Below are 17,466 nucleotides of genomic sequence, written 5' to 3' on the forward strand. Positions count from 1 at the left end.
ACCAGGGCGAATTACGTTATTCTTCTTAGAAATGATCTAAATTATTAACCAAAAGTAACCCCTTATGAGTAGACATAGTCTTAGAAGTCTTTGGCTCCTTGGAATTATTATTGCTCTTTTTGCCCTGGTGTTGGCATCATGTACCAAGGACGATGGCAAATCGCCGTTTGACAATAACACCGATGAGGACATAACCGTTGTAAACGATGACGCGGCTTTTACTTCCAGGGTAACGACAATGGATGAAGTGATTAATGTAGCTTCATCTTCGCTGAAGTCGGCTTCTGTGGTTCCTTCGAATAGCTATACATTAAAGTTGGTAGCTCATGTCGATGCGCCCTTGGCTGATAAAGGAAAATCGAATAAATTGAGTGCATCTTTTGTTCAGGTTGTTGGCGATAAAGCTTATGTAACTTATCACCGGCAGGATGATATTGTGAAAGGAGCATTCGAAGTTATCGATATGTCCAATCCCAAACATCCCGAAGTCTCATCACAGTTAACATATGGTAATGTTGAGTTTAATGCGCTTTGCGTTGATGATGAAACGTATTCCGATCCGGAAGCTGGCACGGTAACCCGTTGTTGGCTGGCTTGCGATGACCATAAAGATGGCGCGGTTCTTCGGGAGCTTTATCTCGAAGCTAATGGAGATATCTATGAGCCCAAGGGGAAAAACCATACCATCCAACGTGACAAGGTATTGGATGCCCCTTCTTCCAATGCAGTTTTCCGTCATGGCGATTATCTATATTTTGCTGCCGGCGGTGAAGAAAAAACCATCACGAATAAAAAAGGCGAAACTGTTACTTTGAATACAGGAATTACCAAGATTGACTTGAGTGATTTTTCAACTGCTGCCAGGGTTCGCTTCTCCTATGCAAAGTATGCAGCCTACGCTTCCAGTGTCGACAAAGTGGTCGGTTTTGAAGGTGTGGAAGCAGCTAAACTGCATCTGCTTTCTCCGGATCTTTCGTCAGATGATATCGTGAATATCGGAGATTATTATTATCCGGGAAATTCAAATAATCCGGGTACCTCAGATAATCATACTACTCCTGAATATCAGGGAAAATCAACGATTACGGTTGATGGAAACCTCGTATATGTTTCCCTTGGGGCAGTTGGTTTGAAGGTGTTTGACCTGACTTCAGGCGATGCCAATCCGACCCCGGTATATCAATACCTGTTGACTGAACAGAATCTGGGTAACGTGAATGGCGTGACGCTTTTCAACGACGATATCATGATTGCCAACGGAGCTGATGGCTTGGTTGTTGCCAGTATTCCGGCGCAGGGAACCGATTTGGAAATTTTGGGAAGTTACAATCCGGATGGTTCTGTGAATTACGTCGCCGGAACAGACAATTATATTATTCTGGCAGCCGGAACCGGAGGTTTGTATATCCTGCAGAAAGAATGAAATAGAAGTTGGTCAAAAAAATAATAGATGTTAACAGATAAAAAGCGATCCGTGGAGGATCGCTTTTTTTTATGTATCATTCTTTTTTCCGGGGAATTAATTTGTTGAGTTCTTCAATGATTTGTTGTCTCTCTTTTCTTTTTATGCCGGAAAGGCTTACTGGCGGATATACCGCAACGCCTTGACGGGTTCTGACGGTTAATACCAGATCGGTTTTTATTCCGCCTAAATGCTTCTCAACTTCGGCTTTCATCAAATTCGTTACCGGGAATTCGATGGACTGAAACAAACGGCTAATGGCAAAAACAGAGAAATACCGGATGATAATTTTCTCTTTTTCGTCGAAAATGCGAATGTATTGAAGGTTCAGCGCGGCGATAAATAGAAATGCGACAACAAAAACAGCAGCGCCTATTGCTACCCAATTAAAGAGTTGAAGCAGAAGCAATGCGGTTAAACCTACCAGAATAATCATTCCACCAAGCAAGATTCTCTTTCTCAACTTGTCGGCATATTTCCGGTTACTGTATATCATCTTTGTGTGTATTTTAATGCAGAAGTATGCAATTTGAAAGTCAAAATAGCAAATAGTTTTAACTTTGTCCGGTAAACAACCGAAAAATGAACAATTCCCCATCATACCATGCAGCAGTGACCGTGACGAATGATGCTGTAACCGCTCTTTCTCAATTGATTTCCGGTTATCCCGAAGATAAGGTTTTTCTGGTGAGCGAGTCAAATACTACCCGTTTTTGTCTTCCTGTTTTACAGGATGTGAAAGGGTGGGAAAAGGTCAAGAAGACTGAAATTCCGGCTGGTGAAGAAAATAAGAAATTGTCTTCGGTGGAAAAAATATGGTTATTTCTCAGCCAGAATAGCGCCGATAGAAAATCACTTGTGATAAATGTAGGCGGTGGCATGCTAACTGACCTGGGCAGTTTTGCTGCATCAACCTATAAGCGGGGAATGGATTTCGTGAATGTTCCTACTACGCTTTTGTCGCAGGTCGATGCATCGGTTGGTGGCAAAACCGGTTTTAATTTCAATGGCTTTAAAAATGAAATTGGGGTGATTAATCAACCCAAAAATGTCATTATCGATACAAGGTTTTTGAAAACGATTGACCGTCAGAATTTCGTATCCGGATTTGCCGAAATGGTCAAGCACGGATTAATTCATTCGGCCGACCATTTGAAGGAAGTCAGGAATTATGACCTCGATTTGCTCAACTATGATGCTTTAGCCGGGTTAATTGCCCGTTCGGTTGCTATCAAAGACTACTTTGTGGATAAAGACCCAACCGAAAAAAATATTCGGAAAGCATTGAATTTCGGTCATACCATCGGTCATGCTTTCGAGAGTTATGCCATGACTTCCGGGAAACCGATATTGCACGGTTATGCTGTGGCTTACGGGATGATGGCCGAGTTGTATTTATCTCACAAAATTGCAGGGCTATCAAAACAAGCGCTGGAAGATCTTTCTTATTGGTTACTTAGTATTTATGGGAAATTTGAGATAACATCAGAGGACTACGATGCGCTGCTCAATCTGATGAGTCATGATAAGAAAAACGAAGGCAAACGGATTAATTTTACGCTGCTTCCGAAAGTTGGAAAAGTGGCGATTGATCAGGATTGCAGTCGTGAACTGATAGTTGAATCTCTGGAGTTTTACCGAAAACTTTCCCTTTAATATTTTTACTTCATGATATATCAGATAACCAGACCCAGTGGCAGGTTGGAAGGGGAAATCACGTTACCTGCATCGAAAAGTATCAGTAACCGGGTGTTGATTATTAATGCGCTCAGTTATTCGCCATATACAATCGATAATCTTTCAGACAGCGACGATACCCGCGTAATGTCATCCGTCCTAAATGCTTCGACCAACGAGTTCGATATCGGGCATGCCGGAACAGCCATGCGTTTTCTGACTGCTTTCCTTTCGAAGATAATGGGACAGTGGACATTAACTGGCTCAGAACGGATGAAGCAACGGCCGATTGGTATTCTGGTTGATGCATTACGGAAGTTAGGTGCGGTTATTGATTATGTGGAAGAAGAAGGTTATCCTCCTTTACGAATTACCGGAACAGCGCTGAAAGGTGGTGTGTTGGAACTTGATGGCAGTGTGAGCAGTCAGTACATATCAGCATTACTGATGATTGCTCCTTCTATCCAAAATGGCCTGACACTAAGGCTCAAAAATAAAATCGCTTCCCGTCCGTACATTGAGCTGACGCTGAAACTGATGAAAAAGTTTGGTGTTCGTTATATCTGGAAAGGAAATGAGATTCGCATCGAAGAACAAACATACAAACCTGTTCGATTTTCGGTTGAAGCTGATTGGTCGGGAGCTTCCTATTGGTACCAAATCGCTGCTATGACCGATGATTTTGATCTACTGCTAAAAGGACTGCGGCTACAAAGTTTGCAGGGCGATGCAATTTTGGCAAAATGGTTTGACCAGTATTTTGGCGTGCAGTCCAAACAAGAAGGTAATGATGTGCGGATAACCCGAAAAGAAACTCCGGAGCTGAAACGACTGGATTTAAATTTTGTGGAAAATCCGGATGTCGCTCAGACCTTTGCGGTATTGTGCGTGGCAAAACGAATTCCTTTCCATTTTACCGGCTTACATACGTTGAAAATAAAAGAGACCGACCGGATTGCTGCTTTACAGAATGAATGCGCTAAGCTAGGAGCAAAATTGGCTGAACCGCAGCAGGGAGAAATAGCCTGGGATGGAATTCTGGATGAAAATATTGATGCGATTGCAGCGGTAATAGACACATACCACGACCATCGTATGGCTTTGGCCTTTGCACCTGCAGCGCTTGTTTACGATACCCTGAAAATTGCCGACCCGATGGTTGTGACAAAATCCTATCCGGATTTTTACGAAGATTTGAAAAAAGTCGGATTTTCTGTTCAGGAAGTAACTGAATAATGAAACAGGTAAAGCTTTCCTTCTATTTCCAGCTGTCAGGATTCGTTGACAATTCGAAAATGTCCAGGTAACTCAACCGGATGATACTAGCCATTTTTGTGTAGTTAATCATCTCAGGCTGATCGGTAGGCTGATGGTAATCGGGATGCCCTCCGGTGTGAAACCAAAATAGCGGGACGTTATTCCTGACAAACCAGACATTATCGCTGCCACTGTCTGGTTTTTCGGAACCACTGTACGATACATCCAAATTGAGACTGTAATCACTGATATGCTGCTTCGATAAAGTAACTGCCGGCAGAAAGGCTTTCGAGTAGATCATGGTTACCTGATTGTCCGGTGCATCGGGGCCAGCATTTCGACCAATCATATCGAAGTTGAGGTAGGCCATTATTTCTCCTTTTTTTGCCCAGTGATTGACAAAATAGTGGGAGCCAAGCAAGCCTCTTTCTTCGCCATCCCAGCAGGCAAATAAAACGGTGTATTCGGGTTGAATACCTGACGCCAGCATGGCTTTGGCGATGTTCAATACCGCCGAAACTCCCGACGCATTGTCGTCTGCGCCGTTCCAGATGTAGCCATTGTGCGTACCCAAATGGTCGTAGTGTGCTCCGATGATGATGAATTTGTTTTTTTCTTTGCCTTCAATCCTGCCAAGTACATTTCTTAGCTGCAATCGTCGGTTTTTAGTTCTTACAGATAATTCAATTTTCTTCCCGCTGATGGTTTGCGATATCGCTTTTAGTTCGGAAGCATTCTTCCGGGCGTGGTTTTCCTGAAAGTCCTTACCCATCATGTCTTTAAAGACCGAAGGGGAAATACGAATAACCGGAATGGTTGCATCTGTAACGTCTGGTAAGTAAACACGCTTGTCGTAAAACGATTCAGGTTTCTTCACTCCTTCATACATTGCATCGTGATAATAATACTGGTTGGCGTTCCATTGACGGATTTGGTCACTGGTGGCGACTTCCAGAACGGCCAGTGCGCCGTGTTCTTTTGCCTGCTTATTTTTCAAGCGTTCTAATGCTCTTCCTTTAGGAGCTGTAACTTCCATTGCTGCCGAGCTGTTTGGGAATTTATCTCCCGGTAATCCGAACCAGCGAACAACTATTTTGCCTTTTACATCCGTTTTATTGAAATCATCATAACCGCTTTTTTTGTCGGTTAAACCATAACCAACAAACATAACCGGCGCTGAAATCTGGCAACTTCCGTTAGGGATAGTAATACGGAAGTCGGCGCTATTCGCATACACTTTTTTATCGGTAGCATTTCCCGAAGTGGTAATAAGGGCGAGTTCCTGGCGGCTGTCAGGTGCTACTTCTATTGCCTGAAAAGGTTGAAAAAAAGAACGATTCTTTTCCGGTTTGGCTCCCAATAATTTTTGATAGCGGTTGGGTGTAAAGGATATGGAGTCACCCATTGGTTCCAGTCCTATAAAACGGAACAGCGATGCAACATATTCACCTGCCGTTTGCCCCTGTTTACTTCCTGCCATTCGACCTTCGAGTTGGTCGCTGGCCAGAAACTGAACGGGGCTTTTCACGCTGTTCATGGTAATTGCCTGCAACCCCTTTTCTTTCGGCTTTTGCCCGAAAACAGTTAGATTAAGAAACAAAAGGAATATTGAAAACATTAAGCAGCGCATCGGCGTAGTCGTTTGGTTAGTTTGTTCTTTTGATTAGGCCAGTTTTAAGGCGATGTCCATCATTTGTGTAAAGGTGGTCTGCCGTTCTTCTGAAGTAGTCGATTTTCCTTCCGGAATGTGGTCGCTTACGGTTAACAACGATAGTGCTTTTTTCTTGTATTTTGCAGCGATGGTGTACAATGCAGCTGTTTCCATTTCAACTGCCAATACATTGAACTTCTGCCATACGGCGAACGGATCGCCAATATGATCATCGTTGTAGAAGAAGTCGGAACTCAGGACATTTCCCACGTGGATATTGACATCTTTCCCACGGGAAATGGTATAAGCTCTGTGTAACAAATCAAAATCAGCGAGCGGTGCAAACTGCAGTCCACCGAAACGAACCTGGTTCATCCCGTTATCGGTGCAGGCACCTTGCGCCAGAATTACATCACGAAGTTGGACTTTCGACTGAAGGGAACCGCAGCTTCCAATCCTGATAAGTTGCTCACAACCATATTCCTCTATCAATTCTGTTGCGTAAATTGAAATGGACGGCATGCCCATTCCGGTTCCCTGTACGCTGACCTTTTGCCCGTTGTAATAGCCTGTATAGCCAAGCATTCCACGCACTTCGTTATAGCAAACTGCGTCTGTAAGAAAGTGTTCAGCAATGAATTTAGCTCTCAGCGGATCGCCCGGAAGTAAAACGGTTTTAGCAATCTCTCCTTTTTTAGCCTGGTTATGTATACTCATTGGTTCATTGTTTAGTAGTGATTGAAATGGATTCGTTTGTAAAATAGTAAATTGTTTTCTTCCTGAAATCTATTTTAAAAAGGTGTTGAAAGCCTTTTTCTAGCGTTTCGATGAAAAGAAATCCTTAACGAGCGTCGAACATTCGGCTTCCATTATTCCTCCCAGTAACGTTGTTTTGGGGTGTAGTGCTTTTTCAGCGTTTTTCTGAAAACCTTTTTTTTCGTCGTCAGCGCCATAAACAACGCGTCCAATTTGTGACCAGCCTAGTGCTCCGGCACACATAAGGCAAGGTTCCAGGGTTACGTAAAGCGTGCAATCGATTAAATATTTTCCTCCCAACATGTTCGCGGCAGCGGTTATCGCTTGCATTTCCGCGTGTGCGGTTACATCGTTCAACGTTTCGGTCAGGTTATGCGACCGTGCGACGATTCGGTTTTGGCAAACAACCACGGCGCCGACAGGAATTTCTCCCATGTCAAAGGCCTTCTGTGCCTCGTTGAGTGCCTGCTTCATGAAATATTCATCTGAAAAAGGTTCCAGCATATTTTGTGTTTTAGGTTTAAAGGTAGTTCCGATTCTATATTGAGCAAACACAATTACCGGAATTATTTCTGCGGATGCACCTAAACCTGTGATTGATTGCTTCCTGTTTTCTATAGAACTTTTGTACTTTTGCATTCAAATTTATAAAAGAATAATCGATGTACAGAAGCCATAATTGCGGTGAATTACGTATGAACCATGCCGGAAGCGAAGTGACGTTGTCGGGATGGGTGCAGAGGGTCCGCAACCTCGGTGCAATGACTTTTGTTGACCTCCGTGACCGGTATGGTATTACCCAGCTGGTTGCTGATGAAACTGCTCCGGCTGAAATAAAGGAGGCTGTCAACCACCTGGGCCGTGAATTTGTCATCCAGATTGTTGGTGATGTCAGAGAGCGGGCAAGTAAGAACAGCAAAATTCCTACCGGAGAAGTTGAGGTAGCGCTTAAGAAAGTCACAATTCTGAATCAATCGGTTGTTCCACCTTTTACCATTACTGAAGATACCGATGGTGGTGATGAAATCAGAATGAAACATCGCTACCTCGATTTGCGCCGCGAGAATGTTCGGAAGAATCTTGAGCTGCGGGCGAAGATGGCGCATTATGTTCGTAATTATCTTAACGACCAGGATTTTATTGAAACAGAAACGCCTGTTTTAATTAAGTCGACACCGGAAGGTGCACGCGATTTTGTTGTTCCTTCACGGATGAACCCTGGTGAATTTTATGCGCTTCCGCAATCTCCTCAAACGTTTAAGCAGTTATTGATGGTTGCCGGCTTTGACCGTTACTATCAGATTGTTAAATGTTTTCGTGACGAAGACCTCCGGGCCGACCGGCAGCCGGAGTTTACGCAAATTGACTGTGAAATGTCGTTTGTGGAGCAGGAAGATGTACTCAATATGTTTGAGGGTCTGACACGGCATCTTTTTAAGGAATTGAAAGGTTTTGATCCGGGCGAATTTCCGCGTATGCCTTATGAAGAAGCGATGGAAAAATACGGTTCTGACAAGCCGGACATTCGGTTTGACATGAAAATACATGACTTAACAGAAACCGTAAAAGGAAATGGATTTAAGGTTTTTGATGAGGCTGAATATATTGGCGGTGTCTGTGCTTCTGGTGCAGCGTCTTATACCCGGAAACAGTTGGATGCATTGACTGATTTTGTCAAACGTCCGCAGGTTGGTGCCAAAGGGCTCGTTTATGTGAAATATAACGAAGATGGCTCATTTAAATCGTCGGTTGATAAGTTTTACAGCGCTGAAGATTTGAAGAAATGGTCCGATGCCTTTGGGGCTGTTCCCGGAGATCTGTTGCTTGTTTTGTCGGGAAAGAAAGAGGCAACACAAACAGCGACCGGAATTCTTCGACTGGAAATGGGTAAGCAATTAGGACTTGTTAAGGCGGATGATTTCCGTCCGTTGTGGGTCGTTGATTTCCCGTTATTGGAATGGGATGAAGAATCACAGCGCTTCTTCGCCATGCACCATCCGTTTACTGCTCCAAAACCAGATGAAATTGATTTGCTGGATACGGATCCCGGTAGGATTCACGCGAATGCTTACGATTTGGTTATTAACGGCGTGGAAATTGGTGGAGGTTCCGTGCGAATCTTTAATAGTGAGCTTCAGGCTAAAATGTTTAAGACGCTCGGTTTTACCAAAGAAGAAGCTGAGAAACAGTTTGGCTTCCTGATGAACGCGTTTAAATATGGTGCACCGCCGCATGCTGGCATTGCGTTCGGGTTCGATCGCCTGGTATCTCTATTTGCCGGCCTTGACAGTATTCGTGATGTAATTGCCTTCCCGAAAAACAACGCTGGAAGAGACGTAATGATTGACAGCCCGGCGACAATCGCTGATGCCCAGCTTGAAGAATTGTTTCTGAAAGTTGTTCCTGTAGAAAATAAATAAAGTAGTTATCGAATTCTAATATCATATGAAACGGTCGTTCTGTTGCAGAGCGACCGTTTTTTATGTTGCAAATCAATTTCTGAAACATAAAAAAAGCGGTCTGAATTTCAGACCGCTTTTTTCTATTTAGTATACATCTTAATCTTTCTCAGTTCGTTTTCTGGCTGAGTAATTGATGTGAAGAGCCTGAACTCTCCTCAATTCCTGCTTCACGTCTGAAACGATACCCATCTTGGTATATTGATCTACTTTCAGTGAAGTAATCATCAACGGAACCTCGGCCTCGTCGTGTGCTTCCCTTTCAGAGATAATAAAATCCTGGATGTCTCCAACATTGGAGAATGAATCGTTCAGCTGAATACGTGGTTCGCTACCTAATGACGCCTGGTATTGCTGTTGAGGAGGCCCGATGTAGATATAGCTCACCAGCGATTTCCTTTCCAGTTTGCTCAACTCTGTCGCTTGTGGTAACTTCACTTGAACTTTCAAGGTAACTTCACGCATAGTGGTCGATACCATGATAAAGAACAGAAGCATAAATACGATGTCAGGCAAAGCTGCTGTTGAAATCGGTGGAGTTTCTTTCTTGTCGTCTTTTCTGAATTTTGACATTCTGTATCCTCCTAATTATTTTTTACCAACTTTTTTGGGCTCAGCTTCCGAAATCTTCGATGGGTAAATCTCGCGTATAGCTTTCTGTTGATCTTCATTCAGATCTTTATACGATTTATTCCATTTCTGTTGCGCCAGCTGTTCCCGTAAGTCGTTGATAGCGCCTACCAATTCATTCTGAACTGCGATATAGGTACCATACGTCGTACCAACGTCGTTCTGCAGCGAGATGACACCTTTAGTAACTTCCGTTGGACCAAAGAAAGGAACGTCTTTCACTTCTTTTTCCGGTAGCTTGGGATCGTTATTCGGGTTTGCCATAAACTCTTCCGCTTTCTGACGAAGGTCACGGATACGCATTGGTTTGCCTTCCACCAACAACTGATCGTTCTTGTTCACCAGCACAACAAAGACGTTACGTTCTTTAATCTGTGGCTGGTTGGTCAAGTCCTGATTCGGTGGAGGTGGCGGTGGTAGCCTACGTTCGAGCCCAGAATCGGTATCCATAGTAGTTGTTACCAGGAAGAACAGAAGCAGCATGAAGGCAATATCGGCCAAAGATGCAGCATTATATTCTGGTAATTTTCTAGGCATGTTTATTAAATTTCATGTTCAGTTATGATGAAAAAGTTTCCTCTTTCATTCTGATTAATCTTATTTCCAGAAGCGGGACAATCCCGAGTAAATTACAGACAGGATTGCTCCACCAAACAAAATGTAAGTGGCATAAAGCAAGGTGTCTGTAAATTGCGCTATTTCGGGAGTTAATGTTCCTTTGTTAACCATCGCCTGAGCTCCATAGAATGTAGGAATTGCAGAAGACGAAAGTAAACGGGCAATAACAAATACTACCACAACTGCCCCGATAGCCATCAAACTCTTCTTCGCTTTTTCACCTGATTGGAACATCCCGTAGATGGCGAAACCAACTGCAACAATGGCAGCAATTCCGAAGAGTACGTATGCCCAGCGAAGGTTAAGATTTATTAGTGAGTCCATTTGCGGCGTGTCAATCTTGTCGAGCAATAGCCCGATAAACAGAGCTGACAGCGCTAACATGACCCACAGAATAATAGTCAGTATTCTTGTTACTTTACTACTCATGGGTGCGAATTAATTTTGTAATTACTTCTTCAGGTTGTGTTTTACCAGCAGGTCAAGCAGAGAGATGGAAGCATCTTCCATGCTGTTGATGATGCTATCGATTTTCGCTACACAATAGTTGTAGAAAATCTGGAGAATGATAGCAACGATAAGACCTGTTACCGTAGTAATAAGTGCAACCTTAATACCACCAGCAACCAGAGAAGGAGAAATGTCACCAGCTACTTCGATAGCATCGAATGCTGAAATCATACCGATTACAGTTCCCATGAAACCAAGCATCGGTGCCAGTGCGATGAACAGTGCAATCCAGCTAAGTCCTTTTTCCAGCAGACCAGCCTGTACACCACCGTATGATACGATTGATTTCTCTACTACGTCGATTCCTTCATCGAAACGATCAAGACCCTGATAGAAGATAGAAGCAACCGGTCCGCGAGTATTGCGGCACACTTCTTTAGCAGCTTCTACACCACCATTATCCAATGCTTCTTCGACATTTGCCAGCAGTTTTTTGGTATTGGTAGTGGCGAGGTTCAGGTAAAGAACCCTTTCAATTGCCAATGCAAGACCAAGAATCAGGGCGATAAGTACGAATGCCATGAAGCTCGGCCCCCCCTGAATGAAATATTGCTTAAGCATGCTGTGAAGAGACTTGCCTGATTCAGCTTTGGCAGCTGCTTGTTCAACAGGATCAGAGGTCATTTCAGAGTCCTGAGCCTGAGCTTGAGATACTGAATCAGTAGCCGCTTGTTCCGTTGCTGCCTTCGTGGTATCCTGCTCCTGTGCGAAAGCAACCACCGATGCGCCAAAACTAAGCATCCCGAAAACTGCAATTAACGCAAATAGTTTTTTCATAATTGGTTTTGAATTTTGATTAATAAATTGTTCTTACTATTAATTTCTATTTACGATTTATTGTTCTACAATAAATTTCCAACAAATAAATAAAAAAATCCTTCTTTCGTTCTTCAATTAGCCCAACGCTTTCTCTTTCCAAATGTAACTTTTTCGGCTGAAAAAGATTTCGGATTGGTCTAAAATTCAGGCACGCAAATTACAAAAAAAAGTTGAAAAAAAAACAACTCACTCTGTAATTTCCCCGCTCAGACTCCGTTGTAAATGAGTCTTCACTTCCTCTGTACTGAGGTCTTGTCCAAGAAGAAACATCAACTTGGTGATAGCCGCCTCTACAGTAATGTCCTTTCCGCTGATAACGCCGGCATTTAAAAGCTCGTAACTGGTCATGTATTGCCCCATTTGAACTCGGCCACCGGAGCATTGCGTTACATTTAGAAAAATGATGCCTTGCTTGATGGCTCTCCTGATGGTGTTTAAGAGCCATCGGTGGGTTGGGACATTACCCGAACCGTACGATTCGAGTACAACCCCCTTCAATCCCGGAAGGTTGAGCGCATGTTCAAAATACTGCCTGTTTATTCCCGGGAACATCCTCAGAATGATTACGTTGTCGCTAATGTTGGTGTTGACTTTTAGTATTCCTTTGTTATTCGCATAATTGATGCGATCATAACTGTACACAATATCAACTCCGGCGCGGGCCAGTATTGGGTAATTATGGGACATAAAGGCGCTAAACTTTTCCGAATCTTCTTTTGTCGTACGGTTGCCCCGGAATAATCTTGAATTAAAATAGATGCATACTTCCGGAACAATGGCACGGCCGTTTCGGCTGGCGGCAGCCAGTTCTACAGCGGTTACCAGGTTTTCTTTCCCATCTGTACGCATCACACCAATGGGCAACTGAGAACCTGTGAGGATGACGGGTTTGTCTAGGTTTTCGAACATGAAGCTTAGTGCTGAAGCAGTATAAGCCATCGTATCGGTACCATGAAGAATGACAAAGCCGTTGTATTTTTGGTAGTTCTGCCGGATCGTCCGGGCAATCCGGCCCCAGATGGTTGGGCGCATGTCGGAGGAGTCGATCGGGGGATTAAAAGCGGTGGCCGACACATCTATCCCCAGCTTGGACAACTCAGGAATCTCATTTTGAATGTGGGTAAATTTCATTGGGGCAAGCGTGTGGGTTTCGGGGTCTTCCCGCATCCCAATGGTGCCACCAGTATAAATAATAAGAATTGAAGGCATTTCGCTGTTTTTCACACCTAATGTTTTTATCACCAATCAGTGGATTGATGAAAATTTGGTTTGAAGTACAATAATATAATAGTGTAATCCTAATCCCGACACGGTAATTGTGACCAGTTTCTCAGTTTACACAGGTGAAATTGTCCTCAAAATTAGAAATATTGGAATGAAGCATGGTTAGATTCCGAACATTTCTTCAGCATTTTTTGTCGTTATTTCAGCGATTTCTTCAGGAGTAGTATTGTGCAGTTCGGCAACCTTGGCAGCTACCTGTATAATGTGTGCACTTTCGTTGCGCTTTCCTCTGAATGGTACGGGTGCGAGGTAGGGCGAATCGGTTTCGAGGAGCAGGTGCTTGGGGTCAATCTGGGCGATTACCTTGTCAACACCGGCATTTTTAAAGGTGACGATTCCATTCACTCCGAGTTTAAATCCCCAGTTAATGATTTGTTCCGCTTGTTTTAGTGTTCCGGTGAAACTGTGGAAGACACCTCTCAGATTTTCGTCGGCAGCCTTTCCTACTTCTTCAAACACTTCTTCAAACGAATCTCTAACGTGGATAACCACCGGTAGTTTTCGCTCTTTTGCCCATTGAAGCTGTACGCGAAATACTTCGGTTTGCTCTTCAACGAAAGTCTGATCCCAGAAGAGGTCAAGCCCGATTTCACCAATGCCGAAAAACTGGTGCCTGTCGAGCCAGAAGCGAACAATTTCCAGTTCATTTCGAAAATCTTCCTTAACCGAAGTGGGATGCAATCCAATCAGCGGATAACAGACATTGGGGTACGACGCCGACAGATCCAACATGGGTTTGATGGATGAGCTGTCGATGTTGGGGAGAACTATTTTTTTAATTCCGGATGTTGTGGCACGGTTTACAACTTCCGTCCGATCGATATTAAACTCAGGCGAATAAATATGTGAATGGGTATCAACAAACATTTCTCGAAATTTGGTCAAAAATAGCAAAAGCTAACTCACCAACCCATTAACAGAATGTTATCTGAATCCTAAGAGCAATTTACATTGGAAACAATTGCGCCTGTTTTATGCGAAAAGAGCCATCTCCCAAAGGGGAAACGGCTCTTTCTGCTTTTTCGGATGAGTGCTTATACAAGCCCCTGCGCCAACATGGCATCGGCTACTTTAACAAAGCCTCCGACGTTGGCACCTTTGACATAATTTATCTTACTTCCGTTACGTCCGTGAATTTTGCACGTTTCATGGATTTCCCGCATAATAATGTGTAGGCGTTGATCTACTTCTTCGCGGGTCCAGTTGTAGCGCATGCTGTTCTGTGACATTTCTAGACCGGAAACAGCAACACCACCAGCATTTACTGCTTTACCAGGAGCATAGCTTATTTCTTTGGTCAGCAGTTCTGCAGCGTCAGCAGTACAACCCATGTTCGAAACTTCGCCTACGAGGAAACAACCGTTTTTGATTAACAATTTGGCGTCTTCTTCGTCCAGCTCATTTTCAGTGGCGCATGGCATAGCAATATCAACGGGCTGTTCCCATGGTTTTTTGCCAGCGAAGAACTGAGCTCCAAATTCTTCTGCATACGGTTCAACAATATCATTGTTGGTCGCGCGTAGTTCGAGCAGATAATCTACTTTTTCGCCATCGATTCCGGCCGGATCGTAAATGTATCCGTCGGGACCGGAGATGGTCACTACTTTTCCGCCCAATTCGTTGATTTTGCTGATGGCTCCCCAGGCTACGTTTCCAAAGCCAGATACAGAGAAAGTGTGGCCTTTGATTTCTTTGCCCATTTCAGTCAGCATGTGCTGAACGAAATATACAGCGCCGTAACCGGTTGCTTCGGGACGGATAAGTGAACCTCCCCAGCCCAAACCTTTGCCAGTTAATACACCGGTGAACTCATTCCGGATACGTTTGTATTGTCCGAAAAGATAACCGATTTCGCGGCCACCTACGCCGATGTCACCTGCCGGTACATCAGTATCAGGACCGATGTGTCGACTCAACTCTGTCATGAACGATTGACAGAAACGCATGATTTCGTTGTCACTTCGTCCTTTGGCACTGAAGTCGGAACCTCCTTTTCCACCTCCCATGGGGAGCGTAGTGAGGCTGTTCTTAAAGGTCTGTTCAAACCCTAAAAACTTCAGAATACTTAAATTAACACTGGGGTGGAAACGCAATCCACCTTTATATGGACCGAGTGCGCTGTTGAATTCTACGCGGTAACCGCGGTTGATCTCAACTTCGCCCCGATCATTCATCCAGGGAACCCTGAACATGACGACTCTTTCGGGCTCCACCATACGTTCAAGAATGCGTGCTTGTTTGTAACGGGGATTTGAATCGTAAACCTCCCAAACAGATTCAACAACTTCCTGAACGGCTTGATGGAATTCCTTCTCGCCAACGGTGCGGGCCTTTAAGGCCTCCATGAATTGTTCTATACCGGTATTCATGATAACATATTTTTGTAAAAACCCCATAGATTCCGTCTGTGTGTTGGTACAATGCCTATAGGCAGTTATATCCCGACGGTTTCAATTTGTTAGAGTCAAAGGTAGAGAAAACATTTTCTCATCTTCGCAATAATTATTCAAAAAAGGAGAATGATGTAATCGCCAGTAACACAGCTGGTAGTGTGTCTTTCGAAGTATGTTTAATAGCACAAAAAACCGGAACTTTGACTTATGTCAGAATTTTGAAAGTGGATATTTAGGGTTATGAATAAAAGTGCTGTTGATTTGGTTTTGTCAGGAAAGAAAAAACGCCCCCTTGCCGGAGCAAAAGAGCGTATCGGTATAGATTGGAAAACAGAAAATCAGACGAGTCCCTGCGCCATCATTGAATTGGCGACTTTCAGGAAACCACCGATATTGGCACCTACTTCGTAGTTGACAAATCCATCTTTTTGCTTGCCGTATTTCACGCAAGTGTGATGAATATTCTGCATGATTTGCAATAGTTTCTGGTCAACTTCTTCGCGGGTCCATTTCAGACGCATGGAGTTTTGTGTCATTTCGAGACCTGATACAGCAACGCCGCCGGCATTGGAAGCCTTACCCGGCGCATAGAGAATCTTATGTTTCAGGTACAGATGTATAGCCTCAGTGGTACTTGGCATGTTGGCTCCTTCGGCTACACAGAAGCATCCGTTTTCGATCAACATACGGGCATCGTTCTCATCAATTTCATTCTCGGTGGCTGATGGCAGCGCAACATCGCATTTTTCAGCCCATGGACGCGCATTGGGAACATATTTTACACCGTATTTCTCAGCGTATTCCTTAATTCGACCTCTGCGGTTATTCTTCAAATCCATGATATATTCCAGCTTTTCGGAATCGATACCGGCCGGGTCATAAATATATCCGCTGGAGTCGGAAAACGTAATGACTTTACCACCCAGTTCAATCACCTTTTCTGCAGAGAACTGAGCAACGTTACCGGAACCAGAAATGCTAACGGTCAGTCCGTTGAAATCTTTGCCCTGTGTTTTGAGCATTTCCCTGGCGAAATATACGTTTCCGTAACCTGTCGCTTCCGGTCTGATCAGCGAGCCGCCCCATTCGACGCCTTTTCCTGTTAATGTGCCGGTGAATTCGTTTCGAAGGCGTTTGTACTGTCCGAAAAGGAAACCAATTTCACGTCCTCCCACACCAATATCACCTGCCGGGACATCAGTATACGGGCCAATGTGCCGGCTTAGTTCTGTCATAAACGATTGACAAAACCTCATTACTTCAGCATCCGTTTTGCCTTTTGGGTCAAAATCGGAACCGCCTTTACCTGCACCCATTGGAAGGTCGGTCAGACTGTTCTTGAAGGTTTGCTCGAAGGCGAGAAATTTCAGGATACTGAGGTTAACACTCGGGTGAAAACGGAGCCCGCCCTTATAGGGGCCAATGGCACTATTCATCTCTACCCTGAATCCTCGGTTAACATGAATGTTGCCGCGGTCGTCCATCCATGGAACCCGAAATTGAATAACGCGTTCTGGTTCTGTCATCCGCTCCAGAATCTTCTCTTTCATGTACTGAGGATGAGCCATAAGATAAGGAGCCAGCGATTCAACGACCTCGTGAACGGCCTGGTGAAATTCTACCTCATGTGGGTCTTTCCTGCTTAATTTGGACATGAATTCGTCTACCAATTTAGTTGGCGACGGGAGTGTGGCGGTGGTTGTCATAGCTGTTTTGATTATTTGTTTGTATAATTAATTAAGGTATGATAAGGTAGAAAATGCATTTAAGACAAGGGGTGTTCTTTAACATATCGTTGGAAATTAGACATTTTGAGGTGAGAAATGGCCCATCATCAGTCTTCGATTTATTTTAAACGCAATCAAAAGTTATTTGTATGATTTTTAGGAAGCGTTCCGGCAGTCAAAAAATAAAGTCTTATTTTCGCACTTTAGTTGAAAAAGAAATTAA

At 43.8% G+C, this 17,466-nt stretch carries 16 protein-coding genes; 4 read left to right on the forward strand and 12 right to left on the reverse strand.

The genetic code is table 11. From position 1 onward, the window contains the following. Positions 1-64 precede the first annotated feature (64 nt). Positions 65-1,423: an LVIVD repeat-containing protein gene (locus T426_RS0102440; RefSeq protein WP_027585224.1), complete on the forward strand. Its 1,359-nt coding sequence runs from the start codon at positions 65-67 to the stop codon at positions 1,421-1,423. A 76-nt stretch (positions 1,424-1,499) separates the two neighbouring features. On the opposite strand, the gene T426_RS0102445 is transcribed toward T426_RS0102440, so the two are convergent. After that, positions 1,500-1,958: a hypothetical protein gene (locus T426_RS0102445; protein WP_025862945.1), complete on the reverse strand. Its 459-nt coding sequence runs from the start codon at positions 1,956-1,958 to the stop codon at positions 1,500-1,502. 86 nt (positions 1,959-2,044) lie between these two features. Here T426_RS0102445 and aroB point away from each other — a divergent pair, with 86 nt between their 5' ends. Continuing rightward, complete coding sequence (gene aroB, locus T426_RS0102450) at positions 2,045-3,118, forward strand: 3-dehydroquinate synthase (protein ID WP_025862946.1); 1,074 nt, start codon at positions 2,045-2,047, stop codon at positions 3,116-3,118. 12 nt (positions 3,119-3,130) lie between these two features. Continuing rightward, the gene (locus T426_RS0102455; RefSeq protein ID WP_025862947.1) at positions 3,131-4,375 is read left to right on the forward strand and encodes a 3-phosphoshikimate 1-carboxyvinyltransferase; all 1,245 of its coding nucleotides are present in this window, start codon (positions 3,131-3,133) and stop codon (positions 4,373-4,375) included. A gap of 22 nt (positions 4,376-4,397) precedes the next feature. Here the strand turns inward: T426_RS0102455 and T426_RS24870 are convergent, their stop codons facing one another. The 3 genes from T426_RS24870 to T426_RS0102470 form a co-directional block, all read right to left on the reverse strand. Continuing rightward, positions 4,398-6,014, reverse strand: a complete 1,617-nt coding sequence (locus T426_RS24870; RefSeq protein WP_051538454.1) for a M28 family peptidase — start codon at positions 6,012-6,014, stop codon at positions 4,398-4,400. A 45-nt stretch (positions 6,015-6,059) separates the two neighbouring features. Next, entirely contained in the window at positions 6,060-6,764 is a 705-nt protein-coding gene (gene deoD / locus T426_RS0102465; RefSeq protein ID WP_025862949.1) for a purine-nucleoside phosphorylase, read from the reverse strand. Positions 6,765-6,863: 99 nt separating this feature from the next. Next, positions 6,864-7,307: a nucleoside deaminase gene (locus T426_RS0102470; protein WP_027585226.1), complete on the reverse strand. Its 444-nt coding sequence runs from the start codon at positions 7,305-7,307 to the stop codon at positions 6,864-6,866. 158 nt (positions 7,308-7,465) lie between these two features. Here T426_RS0102470 and aspS point away from each other — a divergent pair, with 158 nt between their 5' ends. Continuing rightward, positions 7,466-9,223, forward strand: coding sequence for an aspartate--tRNA ligase (aspS, locus tag T426_RS0102475; RefSeq protein WP_025862951.1), 1,758 nt, complete (start codon positions 7,466-7,468; stop codon positions 9,221-9,223). Positions 9,224-9,361: 138 nt separating this feature from the next. Here the strand turns inward: aspS and T426_RS0102480 are convergent, their stop codons facing one another. The 8 genes from T426_RS0102480 to gdhA (T426_RS0102515) all read right to left on the reverse strand — a co-directional run bounded on the left by T426_RS0102480 (position 9,362) and on the right by gdhA (T426_RS0102515) (position 17,222). Continuing rightward, positions 9,362-9,835 (reverse strand): ExbD/TolR family protein, encoded by a 474-nt coding sequence (locus T426_RS0102480; RefSeq protein WP_025862952.1) that lies wholly within the window; start codon positions 9,833-9,835, stop codon positions 9,362-9,364. Between the two features lie 15 nt (positions 9,836-9,850). Next, positions 9,851-10,429 carry an ExbD/TolR family protein gene (locus T426_RS0102485; RefSeq protein WP_025862953.1) on the reverse strand — a complete coding sequence of 193 codons (579 nt, stop codon included), beginning with the start codon at positions 10,427-10,429 and terminating at the stop codon, positions 9,851-9,853. Positions 10,430-10,489: 60 nt separating this feature from the next. Next, complete coding sequence (locus T426_RS0102490) at positions 10,490-10,939, reverse strand: hypothetical protein (RefSeq protein WP_025862954.1); 450 nt, start codon at positions 10,937-10,939, stop codon at positions 10,490-10,492. Between the two features lie 21 nt (positions 10,940-10,960). Beyond that, positions 10,961-11,761 carry a MotA/TolQ/ExbB proton channel family protein gene (locus T426_RS0102495; RefSeq protein WP_234406357.1) on the reverse strand — a complete coding sequence of 267 codons (801 nt, stop codon included), beginning with the start codon at positions 11,759-11,761 and terminating at the stop codon, positions 10,961-10,963. Positions 11,762-12,025: 264 nt separating this feature from the next. Further along, the gene (locus T426_RS0102500; protein WP_036984112.1) at positions 12,026-13,048 is read right to left on the reverse strand and encodes an asparaginase; all 1,023 of its coding nucleotides are present in this window, start codon (positions 13,046-13,048) and stop codon (positions 12,026-12,028) included. A gap of 177 nt (positions 13,049-13,225) precedes the next feature. Continuing rightward, entirely contained in the window at positions 13,226-13,990 is a 765-nt protein-coding gene (locus tag T426_RS0102505) for a TatD family hydrolase (RefSeq protein ID WP_025862957.1), read from the reverse strand. A gap of 167 nt (positions 13,991-14,157) precedes the next feature. Then, positions 14,158-15,492: an NADP-specific glutamate dehydrogenase gene (gdhA, locus tag T426_RS0102510; RefSeq protein ID WP_025862958.1), complete on the reverse strand. Its 1,335-nt coding sequence runs from the start codon at positions 15,490-15,492 to the stop codon at positions 14,158-14,160. Positions 15,493-15,854: 362 nt separating this feature from the next. After that, a complete protein-coding gene (gene gdhA, locus T426_RS0102515) occupies positions 15,855-17,222 on the reverse strand; it encodes an NADP-specific glutamate dehydrogenase (RefSeq protein WP_025862959.1) in 1,368 nt (455 codons plus the stop codon). Between the last annotated feature and the right edge of the window lie 244 nt (positions 17,223-17,466).

It is taken from the genome of Prolixibacter bellariivorans ATCC BAA-1284, assembly GCF_000621705.1.
In the GTDB taxonomy this organism is placed as follows: domain Bacteria; phylum Bacteroidota; class Bacteroidia; order Bacteroidales; family Prolixibacteraceae; genus Prolixibacter; species Prolixibacter bellariivorans.

Bases quoted from the DNA above. Each gene is read 5' to 3' on its own strand.
- T426_RS0102440 (WP_027585224.1), top strand. From the start codon at position 65: ATGAGTAGACATAGTCTTAGAAGTCTTTGGCTCCTTGGAATTATTATT.
- T426_RS0102445 (WP_025862945.1), bottom strand. From the start codon at position 1,958: ATGATATACAGTAACCGGAAATATGCCGACAAGTTGAGAAAGAGAATC.
- aroB (WP_025862946.1), top strand. From the start codon at position 2,045: ATGAACAATTCCCCATCATACCATGCAGCAGTGACCGTGACGAATGAT.
- T426_RS0102455 (WP_025862947.1), top strand. From the start codon at position 3,131: ATGATATATCAGATAACCAGACCCAGTGGCAGGTTGGAAGGGGAAATC.
- T426_RS24870 (WP_051538454.1), bottom strand. From the start codon at position 6,014: ATGTTTTCAATATTCCTTTTGTTTCTTAATCTAACTGTTTTCGGGCAA.
- deoD (WP_025862949.1), bottom strand. From the start codon at position 6,764: ATGAGTATACATAACCAGGCTAAAAAAGGAGAGATTGCTAAAACCGTT.
- T426_RS0102470 (WP_027585226.1), bottom strand. From the start codon at position 7,307: ATGCTGGAACCTTTTTCAGATGAATATTTCATGAAGCAGGCACTCAAC.
- aspS (WP_025862951.1), top strand. From the start codon at position 7,466: ATGTACAGAAGCCATAATTGCGGTGAATTACGTATGAACCATGCCGGA.
- T426_RS0102480 (WP_025862952.1), bottom strand. From the start codon at position 9,835: ATGTCAAAATTCAGAAAAGACGACAAGAAAGAAACTCCACCGATTTCA.
- T426_RS0102485 (WP_025862953.1), bottom strand. From the start codon at position 10,429: ATGCCTAGAAAATTACCAGAATATAATGCTGCATCTTTGGCCGATATT.
- T426_RS0102490 (WP_025862954.1), bottom strand. From the start codon at position 10,939: ATGAGTAGTAAAGTAACAAGAATACTGACTATTATTCTGTGGGTCATG.
- T426_RS0102495 (WP_234406357.1), bottom strand. From the start codon at position 11,761: ATGCTTAGTTTTGGCGCATCGGTGGTTGCTTTCGCACAGGAGCAGGAT.
- T426_RS0102500 (WP_036984112.1), bottom strand. From the start codon at position 13,048: ATGCCTTCAATTCTTATTATTTATACTGGTGGCACCATTGGGATGCGG.
- T426_RS0102505 (WP_025862957.1), bottom strand. From the start codon at position 13,990: ATGTTTGTTGATACCCATTCACATATTTATTCGCCTGAGTTTAATATC.
- gdhA (WP_025862958.1), bottom strand. From the start codon at position 15,492: ATGAATACCGGTATAGAACAATTCATGGAGGCCTTAAAGGCCCGCACC.
- gdhA (WP_025862959.1), bottom strand. From the start codon at position 17,222: ATGACAACCACCGCCACACTCCCGTCGCCAACTAAATTGGTAGACGAA.